Origin of the sequence: Acinetobacter bouvetii DSM 14964 = CIP 107468, from assembly GCF_000368865.1 — a bacterium.
GTDB classification, from domain to species: Bacteria; Pseudomonadota; Gammaproteobacteria; order Pseudomonadales; family Moraxellaceae; genus Acinetobacter; species Acinetobacter bouvetii.
The window spans coordinates 900297-912977 of sequence record NZ_KB849727.1 but is presented as its reverse complement, the minus strand read 5'-3'; the positions used below and the strand labels follow the sequence as shown (position 1 = coordinate 912977).

Annotated in this window: 14 protein-coding genes; 5 read left to right on the top strand and 9 right to left on the bottom strand. The window is 44.5% G+C overall.

Annotated features, from left to right (window positions below; translation table 11 throughout):
- Window positions 1–63: 63 nt before the first annotated feature.
- The 8 genes from F941_RS11290 to F941_RS11255 all read right to left on the bottom strand — a co-directional run bounded on the left by F941_RS11290 (window position 64) and on the right by F941_RS11255 (window position 6102).
- Complete coding sequence (locus F941_RS11290) at window positions 64–897, bottom strand: class D beta-lactamase OXA-299 (protein WP_005011312.1); 834 nt, start codon at window positions 895–897, stop codon at window positions 64–66.
- A 91-nt stretch (window positions 898–988) separates the two neighbouring features.
- Window positions 989–1348 (bottom strand): cupin domain-containing protein, encoded by a 360-nt coding sequence (locus F941_RS11285; RefSeq protein WP_005011307.1) that lies wholly within the window; start codon window positions 1346–1348, stop codon window positions 989–991.
- A gap of 105 nt (window positions 1349–1453) precedes the next feature.
- Window positions 1454–2002, bottom strand: coding sequence for a GTP cyclohydrolase I FolE (gene folE, locus F941_RS11280; protein WP_171065526.1), 549 nt, complete (start codon window positions 2000–2002; stop codon window positions 1454–1456).
- 96 nt (window positions 2003–2098) lie between these two features.
- Window positions 2099–2782 (bottom strand): Smr/MutS family protein, encoded by a 684-nt coding sequence (locus tag F941_RS11275; RefSeq protein ID WP_005011303.1) that lies wholly within the window; start codon window positions 2780–2782, stop codon window positions 2099–2101.
- A 154-nt stretch (window positions 2783–2936) separates the two neighbouring features.
- Entirely contained in the window at window positions 2937–3560 is a 624-nt protein-coding gene (locus tag F941_RS11270) for a tetratricopeptide repeat protein (RefSeq protein WP_005011302.1), read from the bottom strand.
- A 64-nt stretch (window positions 3561–3624) separates the two neighbouring features.
- Window positions 3625–4431, bottom strand: a complete 807-nt coding sequence (trpC, locus tag F941_RS11265; protein ID WP_005011300.1) for an indole-3-glycerol phosphate synthase TrpC — start codon at window positions 4429–4431, stop codon at window positions 3625–3627.
- A gap of 21 nt (window positions 4432–4452) precedes the next feature.
- Window positions 4453–5499 carry an anthranilate phosphoribosyltransferase gene (gene trpD / locus F941_RS11260; protein ID WP_005011299.1) on the bottom strand — a complete coding sequence of 349 codons (1047 nt, stop codon included), beginning with the start codon at window positions 5497–5499 and terminating at the stop codon, window positions 4453–4455.
- A gap of 18 nt (window positions 5500–5517) precedes the next feature.
- Entirely contained in the window at window positions 5518–6102 is a 585-nt protein-coding gene (locus F941_RS11255; RefSeq protein ID WP_005011298.1) for an anthranilate synthase component II, read from the bottom strand.
- Between the two features lie 995 nt (window positions 6103–7097).
- Between F941_RS11255 and glnA the strand changes: the two genes are divergently transcribed.
- The 5 genes from glnA to F941_RS11230 all read left to right on the top strand — a co-directional run bounded on the left by glnA (window position 7098) and on the right by F941_RS11230 (window position 11703).
- Window positions 7098–8513, top strand: coding sequence for a type I glutamate--ammonia ligase (glnA, locus tag F941_RS11250; protein ID WP_018572573.1), 1416 nt, complete (start codon window positions 7098–7100; stop codon window positions 8511–8513).
- 105 nt (window positions 8514–8618) lie between these two features.
- Window positions 8619–8894, top strand: coding sequence for a hypothetical protein (locus tag F941_RS11245; protein WP_005011292.1), 276 nt, complete (start codon window positions 8619–8621; stop codon window positions 8892–8894).
- Window positions 8895–8963: 69 nt separating this feature from the next.
- On the top strand, window positions 8964–9437 hold the full coding sequence (locus tag F941_RS11240; protein WP_005011290.1) for a chorismate--pyruvate lyase family protein: 474 nt from the start codon (window positions 8964–8966) through the stop codon (window positions 9435–9437).
- Between the two features lie 8 nt (window positions 9438–9445).
- Complete coding sequence (gene ubiA / locus F941_RS11235) at window positions 9446–10324, top strand: 4-hydroxybenzoate octaprenyltransferase (RefSeq protein WP_005011288.1); 879 nt, start codon at window positions 9446–9448, stop codon at window positions 10322–10324.
- Window positions 10325–10479: 155 nt separating this feature from the next.
- The gene (locus F941_RS11230; protein WP_005011286.1) at window positions 10480–11703 is read left to right on the top strand and encodes an alpha/beta hydrolase family protein; all 1224 of its coding nucleotides are present in this window, start codon (window positions 10480–10482) and stop codon (window positions 11701–11703) included.
- Between the two features lie 47 nt (window positions 11704–11750).
- Here F941_RS11230 and F941_RS11225 read toward each other — a convergent pair whose 3' ends face one another.
- Window positions 11751–12632 (bottom strand): LysR family transcriptional regulator, encoded by an 882-nt coding sequence (locus F941_RS11225; RefSeq protein ID WP_005011283.1) that lies wholly within the window; start codon window positions 12630–12632, stop codon window positions 11751–11753.
- Between the last annotated feature and the right edge of the window lie 49 nt (window positions 12633–12681).

The following is a 12681-nucleotide window of genomic DNA, read 5'->3' as shown; positions in this document are numbered from 1 at the left end:
TGCGGCTTTTCTATTCCAATTTATGGGGGTAATTCAATCCGTGTTGGGATTTTAAAAAAGGGCTTATAGGATTTTGAGCTGCTTTAAGCTGCTGATCACCAGCTCTTTACGCAGAGATGCCGGTGTGGATTGATCCATTTCTAGGTTGAGTGAAAAGGCTGTGGTTTTGCCTTGAGCATCTTCAACCCAGCCGGTATACCAGCCGACTTGAGGCTCAACATCCATGCCCCAGCCGCTTTTGGCATAGAGCGCTTTACTGCCGATCTGTTCAATAAACAGCATTTGAATCACTTGTTGCTGTGTGCTTTTGCGAAAGGGCAATTGCAAGTGGGACAGCTGATCGGCAAATTGCACTTCCTGCCTTGGTGTAATTTTAAGCGGGCCCATCAGCCAGAAATTATCGACTTGAGCGCCAATATCGCCATTGCCAAATTGAACCCGCTTCACTTCATTTTGCATCAGCTCTAAGCCAATTCTGTGCGCCAATTCTTGATATACCGGTACGGCAGAGGCGGTCATGGCCTGCGCTAAGGTTAAATCTTTTTCCCAAGCTGGAAAGCTGCGTTTTTCCCCATTCCATTTGAATACTTCGTCTGGGGAAGTTTTGTTGTGTTCAATGCCAATCAGGGCATTCAGCATTTTAAACGTGGAGGCCGGTATAAATGGCTGATCTGCGCGCTGTATCGCATTGCCATATGCTTGAAGATCATTGCCGCTTTTAATGAGAATCACGCCCTGAACATTGGCTTGATTAAACAAATTGCGGATAGTGGCTGCATCTGTTAATTGGCTGGCATGGGCAGAATGCGCTTGATCGTGTGAAAAAGGGGATATTGTGCAGGCGCCCAGAAAAATTATGGGGCATAAAATTGCACAGTATTTTGTGAAGGGATTCATCCATTGAACTCTGAAAATTGCTTGAAGTACTATGCCAATAAACATGCAAATTTACAGCGAATTCATGTGATGAATCTGTAACTTAAACCGCTCAAACCGCGACATTCACATAATATTTTTTGACTGCTTCAACCACTTCAAACGTGCCTTCAAAGCCAGGCGGAATAATGCCTGCTTCGCCAGGGCCGACTTCAATCATGATATTGGAATGTTTGTGATGAATACGCACATGGCCTTCAATCACCGTAAAGAATTCTTGCTTATTTGGCGCAAAAACAATATTCCAAGCGCCCACTTCACATTGCCATATGCCGCAGTCCATATTGGGGTGCTCATATAAGCTGCAGGTATGGCGCTCAGGATTGCCTTTGACCAAGCGGTCTGGCCGCGGGAAATCAACGGTGCGTTCACTTTGAGTTGGCCCTTGGCCCGCAACTGAAATAGCTGACATAGCAGATTCCTTGCTCAATACATTCAATAAGTGTTTTAAAATGAAATTTAAATGATGTGGCTAAAAAAAGCCCCAACACAGGTTGAGGCTTTAATGAAGGCTGAATTAATAGCTTTCCGGGACCGCGCTTAAAAACTCTCGGCGTTCTTCTTTATTGGTTTTAAAGTCGCCGACAAATGATACTGTTCGGGTTGTAGATTCTTGTTTGCCGACACCGCGCATCATCATGCACATATGGGCGGAATCAATCATCACAGCTACACCGCGGGCGCCAGTCACCTCCGCCACAGCTTCTGCAATTTGCTGCGTCAAGTTTTCCTGAATCTGCAGGCGGCGCGCAAACATTTCGGTAATTCGGGCAAATTTAGACAAGCCTAAAACATTGCCTTCCGGCAGATAGGCAATATGCACCCGGCCATGAAACGGCAGCAGATGATGTTCGCAGAGTGAATAGAACTCGATATTTTTAACAAGCACCATTTCACGGTTATCAGAAGGGAAGACCGCTTTATTGGTTACTTCTTCCAGAGTTTGGCTATAGCCGGACGTTAAATAGGAGAAGGCTTTAGCAGCACGCATAGGGGTATCTTTAAGACCTGGGCGATTAAGGTCTTCACCAACGGCAGTAAGAATGTTAGCGTAGGATTGCTGCATAGACATAAGACGTGTTCACTTACACAGAGAGATTGAACAAGGACGGCATTGTAGCAGAAAACCATTACAATGCCTGCTTTTAAAGGAAAAATCCGATTACTGTTTAAACTGCGGGTTCTTTTCTGCGCGTTTGAGCAAAACCAGAACTGCGCCAGTTCCGCCCTGATTTTCAGGCGCGCTGACAAAAGCCAGCACATCACGGTGCTGGCGCAGCCAGCTGTTGACATGCGTTTTTAAAATGGCTTCGGGGCCTTTGCCATGCACAATTTTAATCACGTTTTGATTGTCATCCTTGGCCATTTGAATAATCTGCAGTACAGCTGTGCGGGCATCTTCTACGGTACAGCCATGCAGATCAACGGCTTCAAACCAGCGCAGATTGCCAGCTTTTAAATCTTCAAACACCCGATGCTGCAGGGTCGCAATGCGGTAGCTGAGTTTAGCTTGGCTCGCAACAGGATTCAGCATGGCCTGCGTGTTGGATAGCAGGGCTTCATCGGTTTGCGTTGGACCAACAGCAGAAGCGCGCTTTGCTAAAGTCTGCGCATCCGGTTTTTTTTTGGTGTGCTTAACCGTTTTTGCCATATTTCCTGCATTCATTTTATGCACGCCCTGCATCTGCTTGCGGAAAAAATCTAATTCTTCCTGCTGTTCCTGTTCAGGTGTTTTTTCTATAGGCGCAATCGGTTCTGGCGCAGGCGCCGGCTTGCTGATTTGCTTTTTAAAAGCATTCAGTAAGTTGTATTGTTCTTTAGACAGCGAAGAATCGTGTTTGCTCATAATGGATAAAAACAGAAAGGATGCGGATATATCGCTAAATTATAGTCCGAAATGCTCTTGATTTGAACTGTAAAGGCTTTCTATTGATCTAAGTCTTATTTGGCTCAAGTAGTGAATATCAAAAAGTTCAATCTAGATATTCATTTATCAGTCGTCAAACTCCATCTAACATATCTAAAAGTTCTTGAGCTTGCGGCCAACCATTTTTATCTGCTTTAGTTAACCAAAATTTTGCCAACTCAAGATCTTGATTTATGAGTTTGCCATTAAAATAAAGAAATCCGAGACTCCATTCGGCAGCTGCAATATGATGTTGAGCTGCGATTTCATATAACTCAATTGCTTTGTGAATATTTTGCTCAGCACCTAAGCCTGTCTCATATTTGTCTGCTAAATTATTGATAGCGGGATAGAAATTGTTATTGGCGGCTTTTTGATAATACTGAACGGCAAGGGCAGGATCGCTGTCAGTAAAATGCACGCCTAGCATATACAAAGCAGCTAAGTCATTTTTCTCAGCTAAGACTTTTAACTCATCAAGCGTAATATCATGAGCAATTTTATAATTTGGTGATTCTACCCAGCTTAACGCCCAATTATATTGCGCAATAAAGAGTCCATAGTAGGCTGCAGATACCCATATCCATGTACGTCCTTTTTTTAAATCTTGTTTATATTTATTGATACCTAAGCAATGATTGATGCCGATAATCATCTGCTCATAGGGGGTGAAATGTTGGGCTTGATTGATAATTTCTTTAACAGAAAAATGAGACATATATGCGCTATCGAGTTTGTGAAGAAAAAATCAGGATGCCGTAGCACCCTGAAATTTGTGTTTCTTAAATCGTTTTTGGTACACCAAACAATTCTTTGAACGCTTGATCGGGGCGCGGCTGCTTCATAAAGCTTTCACCGACCAAGAACGCATGGATGTCATGTTCCTGCATCATGGCGACATCGGCAGGCGTGGCAATCCCGCTTTCAGTCACCAATAAGCGTGAAGGCGCCAGCAGTTTTTTCAAACGCAGTGAGGTATTTAAATCCACATCAAAGGTTTTTAAATTGCGGTTGTTTACGCCCAGCAGGCAGCGCTCAGACAGGCGCAGCGCGCGTTCTAGCTCTTCTTCATCATGCACTTCAACCAAAACATCTAAGTTATGTTCAAATGCTGTTTTAGACATTTCTTCCAATTGCTGATCTGACAAACACGCCACAATCAGCAAAATGCAGTCGGCATGCAAAGCGCGCGCTTCAATCACGCCGTATGGATCAATCAAAAAGTCTTTGCGCAGGGCAGGCAAGCCGCAATGCGTACGGGCAATCTGAATGTTCTCATCGGCGCCTTGGAAAAAATCCGCATCGGTTAAAACAGATAAACATGCCGCGCCAGCATCTTGATACTGCTGGGCAATTTCTGCAGGGTTAAAGTTTTCACGGATTACGCCTTTAGACGGCGAGGCTTTCTTAATTTCAGCAATCACCCCAGGGCGCTTGCTGTACAAAGACTGCGCAAAACCGCGTACCGGTGTTGCCGCCTGCGCCAGTTCTTCCACATCTTTATAGCTGCGCTGCTTTAAGCGCGCGGCAAATTCTTCCTGCTTGCGGTCAACAATTTTACCCAAGATGGTATTTGCGATATCAACCATGATTTAAATTTCCTTGACCGGTTAAGCTTCGTATTGTTTTAGCGTTTTGGTAAATTCAGACAGCACATCCATTTTTTCTAAAGCCTGACCGCCATAGATGATGTCATGCGCCAAGGCCACGCCTTGCTTATATGAGGTGGTCAGGCCTGATACATAGATGCCCGCGCCAGCATTCAATGCGATCATGCTGGCCGCTTTTTCACCAATCGCTGTTTTCTTTTTGCCCAACGCATTTTTAATCAGCGCCAAGCTTTCTGCAGAGCTGTCTACAGATAAGCCGGTTAAAGTTTGAGATTCTATATCCACCGCTTCAGGCTGAATTTCCCATTCGGTAATTTCGCCGTTTTTCAGTTCTGCCACATAGGTAGAAGATGCAAGGCTGATTTCATCTAAGCCGTCTTTAGAATGCACCACCATGACATGTTCTGCGCCCAGCTGTTTCAAAACTTCTGCAATTGGGCGGCACAGCTCAGTAGAAAAGACCCCAATCACAAAACGCTTAACGCCAGCCGGATTCGTAAGCGGGCCGAGTAAGTTGAAAATGCTGCGGAAGCCCAGTTCTTTACGCGGGCCAGCAGCATATTTCATGGCCTTATGATGGTTGGGCGCAAATAAGAAGCCGACACCTAAATCACGGATGCAGCGCTCAGTTTGCTGCATATTTAAATCAAGGTTAATGCCAGCCTGTTCTAAAAGGTCAGAAGAGCCTGATTTAGAGGACACGCCGCGTCCGCCATGCTTGGCAATATTTGCGCCAGCAGCGGCAATGACAAAAGAAGAAGCTGTAGACACATTAAACAGGTTTTGGCCATCGCCGCCAGTACCGACAATATCCACCAAATGCGGCAAATCGCTGACATCAATTTTAATGGCATACTCACGCATGACACGGGCTGCGGCGGTAATTTCGTCAATGCTTTCGCCTTTTTGGCGCAGGCCCATCATCAGTGCGCCAATCTGCGCGTCTGTTGCATCACCATTCATAATGGTGCGCATCACTTCTTCCATTTGCGGCTGAGTGAGTTCGATATTTTTCGTAATATTATTTAAAGCTTGCTGAATATTCATAATCTTGGATGCGCTCTGTTATGCGTAAATTTCTAAGAAGTTTTTGAAAATCTGATGGCCGTGCTGGCTTAAAATAGATTCAGGGTGAAACTGCACGCCTTCAACCGGCAATGTCTTATGTTTTACCCCCATAATCTCTTCCATGGAGCCATCTTCTTCATTGGTCCAGCAGGTGACTTCTAAGCATTCTGGCAGCGTCGCCTGATCAATCACCAAAGAGTGATAGCGCGTTGCGGAAAATGGAGAAGGCAGATTACTGAAAATGCCCTTATCGCTGTGATACATGTCAGACAAGCGGCCATGCATGACTTTTTTTGCGCGGATAATATCACCGCCAAAAGCCTGTCCAATGGCTTGGTGGCCTAAACACACACCCAGCAATGGAATCTTGCCTGCAAAATGCTGAATGGCAGGAATAGAAATACCTGCTTCACTTGGCGAACAAGGGCCTGGGCCAATGACCAAATACTTCGGTTGCCATCGCTCAATATCTTCTAAAGTCACGGCATCATTACGCACTACTTTTACTTCCTGATTTAACTCGCCAAAATACTGGACGATGTTGTAGGTAAAAGAGTCATAGTTGTCGATCATTAAAAGCATGAGCTTAACCTATTGAAATTACGCACTTAACTGTGCTTGATTAGTCCAAAGCGGCCCACAGTTTTCCTTGCTGGAGAAATGCAGCATTGATTATTTATATAAAGATAAATAAATCAGGAAAATGGAGCGCAAGTCATCATAGCAAAAAATAATCATTTTCGGCTGAACTATTTCGAGGAACAGGGGCGTGGCCTCGTGGATTCTGCCGATATCGCTATTAGGTTTTAGTGATATTCAGATTTGGCGCTAATTGGCCTGATGGCTGCTGATTAACGCCGCTGTTCAAGCAGGCAACCGCTTAAATGGATGCGGCAGTCATTCATGTCTAACATGCAATTGCTGTCCTGCGAGCAGCTCACGATTTAGAGAAAATGCTGCAGTCATTAAATGGATTGCAGTTAACTGCTGGGGAATAATTGTTGAGCAGCAAAATGAATTGCTGATGTGCAGAATCTGGATAAAACACTGCTGGAAAGAAATATTCACTCAAAAGGTGCATTTTTTGCCTGCATCTTTTTTCAGCATTATTTTACCGAAAAAATACAGCTTCAGCCTTGGATGATTTGAATGTCTGAATTTACAGCGCCAAACCTGCCGAGAGCTGGGGTTTGAGCGCTTAAAAATATTAAACAAGATGCCTTAAGTATTGAAGATTAAACAAAAAGATGAGTATTGATTTTATTCAGGCTATTTAAATGCATGCATGCGGAAATACCGCAGCGTAAAAGGCGCAGGAATAAGTGGATATGCATGATTGCACCAAATTGGAACATGTTGTGGCGCTTTTTGAACAAAATTAAATGAGAGTGTTTGAATATGGTGCATTTACTTTGGCACTCAGTATAATAGACACAAAGCAAAGCAGCGTAATCTTTAATTCTGATAAGGAATTCAATATATTATCTTTGTTTTTAAAAGTTGGTACGGTAATTGCTTTATAACTGCCAACTGCTAACACGCACTTAGCAAGTGCAACAAAAAAACATCGGAGCAAAATGAGCATGGCGAACAAGGTCCTTCAACTCATCCAAGAAAGTGGCGCAAAATGGGTCGATTTTCGCTTTACTGACACTAAGGGTAAAGAGCAGCATGTAACTTACCCTGCTGATACAATCGACGAAGACACATTTGAAGACGGCAAAATGTTTGACGGTTCTTCAATTGCCGGCTGGAAAGGCATCGAAGCATCTGACATGATTTTACGTCCAGATGCAGAAACTTGCTTCCTTGACCCGTTCTTCGCTGAAGCAACAGTTGTTGTAACTTGTGACGTAATTGAGCCATCTACTGGTCAAGGCTATGACCGTGACCCGCGCTCGATCGCTCGCCGTGCAGAAGAATACCTGAAATCTACAGGTATCGGTGATACAGCATTCTTTGGCCCAGAACCAGAATTCTTCGTATTTGACGAAGTAAAATGGGACATCGATATGTCTGGCGCGCGCCATACATTGATTGCTGAAGAAGCGGCTTGGTCTACTGGTAAAGACTACGAAGCGGGCAACTCTGGCCACCGTCCACGCGTTAAAGGCGGCTACTTCCCAGTACCTCCTGTAGATTCTTCACAAGATATGCGTGCAGACATGTGTGCAAAAATTGAAGACATCATGGGCCCAGGCCGTGTAGAAGTTCATCACCATGAAGTTGCATCTTGCCAATTAGAAATCGGCGTAAGCTTCAATACGATGGTTCGCAAAGCTGACGAAGTTCAACAGTTCAAATATGCTGTTTGGAACGTTGCTCACCAATATGCAAAAACTGCGACTTTCATGCCTAAACCAATGGTTGGCGATAACGGTTCAGGCATGCACGTTCACATGTCGATCTCTAAAGACGGCAAGAACTTGTTTGCTGGTGATGAATATGCAGGCCTTTCTGAAATGGCGCTGTACTTCATCGGCGGTGTAATCAAGCACGCTCGTGCATTGAACGCAATTACGAACCCTTCTACAAACTCGTACAAGCGTTTAGTGCCGCACTTTGAAGCGCCGATCATGCTTGCTTACTCAGCGCGCAACCGTTCTGCTTCTATCCGTATTCCTTACGTATCTAGCCCGAAAGGCAAGCGTATCGAAGCGCGTTTCCCTGATCCAATGATGAACCCGTACTTAGGTTTCGCTGCATTGCTGATGGCTGGTCTTGACGGTATCCAAAACAAGATTCACCCAGGTGAAGCTGCTGACAAGAACCTGTACGATCTTCCTCCTGAAGAAGAAGCAAAAATTCCAACTGTTGCTCACAGCTTGGAAATGGCGCTTGATGCTCTTGAAGCGGACAACGAATTCCTTCTTAAAGGCGGCGTGTTCACTAAAGAAATGCTGGGTGCTTATGTTGAACTTAAACGTGAAGATGTTCGCCGTTTAAATACAACAACTCACCCTGTTGAATTCGACATGTACTACAGCCTGTAATTCTTCCGGTCTTTAGACCTAGAATCACAACTGTAAAAAAAACCCGCCTTGTGCGGGTTTTTTTGTATCATGCATTGATACGTTTCAGATATGGCATCCAAATTTATGGCGCAGCGTAAAAAGCATACAGGGTTTTTCCCTTGGAATGACCCCAAGGATCATGCAAAAGGCTTCAAGCTGAATTTTTCAGAAGTGACTTATATAGAAGTCGGCCGTACTCCTGAAGGCTATAAGCAGGCGCAATTTGTGGCATTAAAAAATCCTGAACTGGCTTTGCAATATGATTATCCTCAAAGCTTTTATTTGAGCAGTGAAGGATTGATTTTACAAAAAATGCCCAGCGGCAAATTTGAAGTGATTGCAAAAACAGACAATGGTTAATGATCGAATTAACCATGTTCAATGATGCGCCAACAAAAAGCGTTAAACAGATATTTTACAGGTAGAGTTATGCAGCATATTCCCGCTGAACTGAAATCATGGCTGTATGCGTCAGGTTCATTGACCCAGCAGCTGACTGATTTAGCAGATGGAAAATTTATGGTTCAGCCGGTAAAAGAACATTTTCAGCGTCTGAACTTTATCGATGCAAAATGGATGAAAATGCCTTATCAGCACACATCCTGGGTGCGTGAAAGCTATTTATACGGCTGTGAAGAACAGCCTTGGGTGAAAGCCAAAAGCATTTTTCCGATCTTGAGCTTGCAGCAGCGCGCGCGGATATTTAAGCATATTGGCACTAAACCGATTGGCTTTTTTTTGTTTCAGCGCACAAACCCAGCATGTGAACGCCGTGTGATTTGGCTTGAAGATGGCTGGACTCGGCAGAGCTGTTATACTTGGCACGGCTGCAAATTCATTGTGCAGGAAACTTTTCTGGAAAGTTTTGAACAGTATTTGCAAAAGCAACATTCTGCAGGTTAAGGATCGTTATGACAGCTGTGCATCAAATTACTTGGCGTGAACGTCTAGAAGCCTATTATTACCTCTGCCGTTTTGATAAGCCGATTGGCACAGAATTGGTTTTTTGGCCGACCATGTGGGCGCTGTGGATTGCAGCAGAGGGCATACCGCCAATTGGTATTCTGATTCCGATGGTACTAGGCACGATATTTATGCGTGCGGCTGGCTGCGCCATCAATGATTTTGCCGACCGCAAAGTGGATGCACATGTTGAGCGCACCAAAACCCGCCCTTTGGCAACAGGCATTATTTCTGCAAAAGAAGCCATTTATGTGTTTCTTGCTTTAGTCTTCGCTAGTGCATGCATGTTGCTGTTTCTGCCCATTGAAACGTTTTATTGTGCTTTAGGCGGGCTTTTTCTCGCTTTTATCTATCCTTTTATGAAGCGCTATACGCATTTGCCTCAGGTTGTTTTAGGCATGGCTTTTTCATGGGGAATTCCAATGTCCTTTACAGCAATAGGCAAACCGTTAGATTTAACCTGCTGGCTTTTATACTTTGGCAATTTGGCGTGGACGGTGGCGTATGATACGCAATACGCGATCACCGACCGTGAATATGATTTAAAAATTGGCGTAAAATCCACCGCAATTTTATTTGGCAAATATGACATTGAAATTATTTCGGCACTGCAGGCTTTAAGTATTGTACTGATTGGTTCGGCACTGTATTTAGAACACTTGCTGCTGCCATTTGGTTTGCTGGCGTTACTGGCTGTGGCTGCTGATTTTATCTATCAATGGACCAAAACCCGTGACCGCGATCCGCAGCGCTGTTTTTGGGCTTTCCGCCATAACCGCTGGGTTGGGCTTATTATCTTTATCGGCATTTTCTTTGCGGTTTTATGAAATATGTGCATAAGAAAGTGTGATGCAATTTACAAAAAATAAATAATATATTGACGCATATTACGAAAAGCACCTAATTGAGGTGCTTTTTTTATGCTTAATTATTTAAATCTCGTGATGAGATTCCGGCGAATAACAAGAAAGGGACATGAAAAATGAATCAGGTGCTTAAACAAAGTTTGTTGGCGGCTGCATATTCTTCAGCCTTATTTTTAACGGCTTGCGGCAGTGGAGATGACGAGGACTGGAATATATGGTCTTCTAATATAAACGCTTATGCAGTGGATCCCGATGTGTCTGCACTGGCGGCGAAACATGAAATTTTGACTTATAAAATGCAAAGTGTCGCAGGCAAGGAGATTAATGCAACAACCTTAATTTTTATTCCTGCTGGCGCTGCACCCTCAGGTGGCTGGCCTGTTGTGGTTTGGGCGCATGGCACAACAGGCGCTGCTGACCGATGCGCTCCATCTCAGAATGTTTTAGCGGGCTCTGAAAAGGCTCTAGTGAAAGCTTTACTGGCTAAAGGGTATGCTGTTGTTGCCCCTGATTATGAGGGTTTGGGCAATACTGCAGTTCCGCACCCTTATTTGAATCTGGAAAGCGCGGCAACATCTATTCTGTCAGCGGTGAAAGCTGCGCATGATCAGTATGGAAATTTATCTAAAAACTGGAGTGTGATTGGCTGGTCTCAGGGCGGTCATGCGGCCTTGGCGGCGGCTCAGTACCAGCAAGCGCTGCTGGGCTATAATTTTAAAGGCACTGTAGCCATTGCGCCTGCTTCTTATTTAGCAGAAACACTGGATGAAGATCTAAATACGGCGCAAAACAAAGCGGCAGCAGCTTTAAGCGCGGGGGATGCTGCCGCATTTGGCCAGGCCATCGGCATTGCAGCGACAGCCTACGCTTATGCGGCCATTGTCAGTTCAGGCATTAAAGCTGAAACGCCAGCATTTCAATATGCGCAGTCATTTCTGCCGGCAAAAGCTCCTATCGCTGCATTGGCGGAAAGCATTTGTTCACCAGAGCTGGGGATAAAATTCGCCGCAGACATGCAGCAATATATGGGAACAGATTACAGCAAATTTTTTACCTATACGGCTTTGCAGCCAAATTTCTTAACTGATCCGGATATTGGGCAATATCTGAATGATAATACACCGGGAATGGTCAAATTAGATAAGCCTGTAGTGATTTATCAGGGCGAGGCGGATACGACGGTTCCAGTGGATATTACGACGGATTTGGCGGTCAATATGGATGGATTGGGTACAGATGTCCGGCTGGAGCCTTTCGCGGGTGAAACGCATTCAACGGTCTTCTCTAATAATATTCCGGCTTTGGCGGATGAGATTCATGACTTGATGACCGCTAATTAAACAACAGATTGCCATCATACAAGGAGCATTGGCTCCTTGTATGATTTTTAGTGTATTGTTGCGGCTTTTAATTCCCGGCAAATCATCTGCAAGGCCTGATGGCTGGAATTTTTTCTGAAACTGGCATACAGATGCAGCGGCGTGATTTCAAAATCGGTTGCGACGGTCTGCACATCCTCACTTAAAAACTTCAGCAGGTATTCTGGCGCAAAGCTGTAGCCCATGCCCATATTAATCAGATTGATATGCTGCAGCACATTGGTGACCCAATGCATCTGCCGCTGCGGCAGCTGTTCCAGCGCAATGATTTGATGAATATTTTCATAAAATACCGGGGAGGCGCCTTGTTCGCACATAATGATGCTCTGCTTGCTTAAATAGTTGCGCGTTACCGTATGGCCGCTGCTGTGCAGTTTTTTGGACGCCACTAAATAGATTTTCTCGGTCATCAGCTGAATATTGTCATAGTCGTCATGCTGCAGTGCAAAACGGGTAAAGCTGATGTCCAGCTCAGATTTTTTCAGTTTATGAATCTGCTCTAGGCAGGTTAGGCTTTGAATATGAATGCTGATATTGGGAAGCTGCTTTTTCAGCTTTTCTAAAATCAGCGGCATGATTTTTAATTCCGCCACATTTAAAAAACCGATATGAATTTGATTTTTCTTTTGATGCGCCACCTGCTGAGCGGCCGCCGCGGCTAAATTGGCGCTTTCTATCGCATTTAAAGCATGCTTTAAAAAAGTCCGCCCTTCATCGGTCAATTTGATTTGCTTGCTGGAGCGGTCGATCAGCTGTACGCCAACCTCTGCTTCCAAATCCTTAATTTGCTGACTTAGGGACGGCTGAGCGGTAAACAGCTGTTCTGCTGCTTTGGTAAAACTGCCGTATTCTGCAACTGCTGCAAAATATTTTAAATGGCGCAATTCCATAGCGTATGACCGTTGAAAAATTAAAAAGAATCTGCAGCCAAACGCGGCT

What these genes read in the sequence shown, in the direction of transcription:
- F941_RS11290 (WP_005011312.1), bottom strand. Translation starts at nt 897, where the DNA reads ATGAATCCCTTCACAAAATACTGTGCAATTTTATGCCCCATAATTTTT.
- F941_RS11285 (WP_005011307.1), bottom strand. Translation starts at nt 1,348, where the DNA reads ATGTCAGCTATTTCAGTTGCGGGCCAAGGGCCAACTCAAAGTGAACGC.
- folE (WP_171065526.1), bottom strand. Translation starts at nt 2,002, where the DNA reads ATGCAGCAATCCTACGCTAACATTCTTACTGCCGTTGGTGAAGACCTT.
- F941_RS11275 (WP_005011303.1), bottom strand. Translation starts at nt 2,782, where the DNA reads ATGAGCAAACACGATTCTTCGCTGTCTAAAGAACAATACAACTTACTG.
- F941_RS11270 (WP_005011302.1), bottom strand. Translation starts at nt 3,560, where the DNA reads ATGTCTCATTTTTCTGTTAAAGAAATTATCAATCAAGCCCAACATTTC.
- trpC (WP_005011300.1), bottom strand. Translation starts at nt 4,431, where the DNA reads ATGGTTGATATCGCAAATACCATCTTGGGTAAAATTGTTGACCGCAAG.
- trpD (WP_005011299.1), bottom strand. Translation starts at nt 5,499, where the DNA reads ATGAATATTCAGCAAGCTTTAAATAATATTACGAAAAATATCGAACTC.
- F941_RS11255 (WP_005011298.1), bottom strand. Translation starts at nt 6,102, where the DNA reads ATGCTTTTAATGATCGACAACTATGACTCTTTTACCTACAACATCGTC.
- glnA (WP_018572573.1), top strand. Translation starts at nt 7,098, where the DNA reads ATGAGCATGGCGAACAAGGTCCTTCAACTCATCCAAGAAAGTGGCGCA.
- F941_RS11245 (WP_005011292.1), top strand. Translation starts at nt 8,619, where the DNA reads ATGGCGCAGCGTAAAAAGCATACAGGGTTTTTCCCTTGGAATGACCCC.
- F941_RS11240 (WP_005011290.1), top strand. Translation starts at nt 8,964, where the DNA reads ATGCAGCATATTCCCGCTGAACTGAAATCATGGCTGTATGCGTCAGGT.
- ubiA (WP_005011288.1), top strand. Translation starts at nt 9,446, where the DNA reads ATGACAGCTGTGCATCAAATTACTTGGCGTGAACGTCTAGAAGCCTAT.
- F941_RS11230 (WP_005011286.1), top strand. Translation starts at nt 10,480, where the DNA reads ATGAATCAGGTGCTTAAACAAAGTTTGTTGGCGGCTGCATATTCTTCA.
- F941_RS11225 (WP_005011283.1), bottom strand. Translation starts at nt 12,632, where the DNA reads ATGGAATTGCGCCATTTAAAATATTTTGCAGCAGTTGCAGAATACGGC.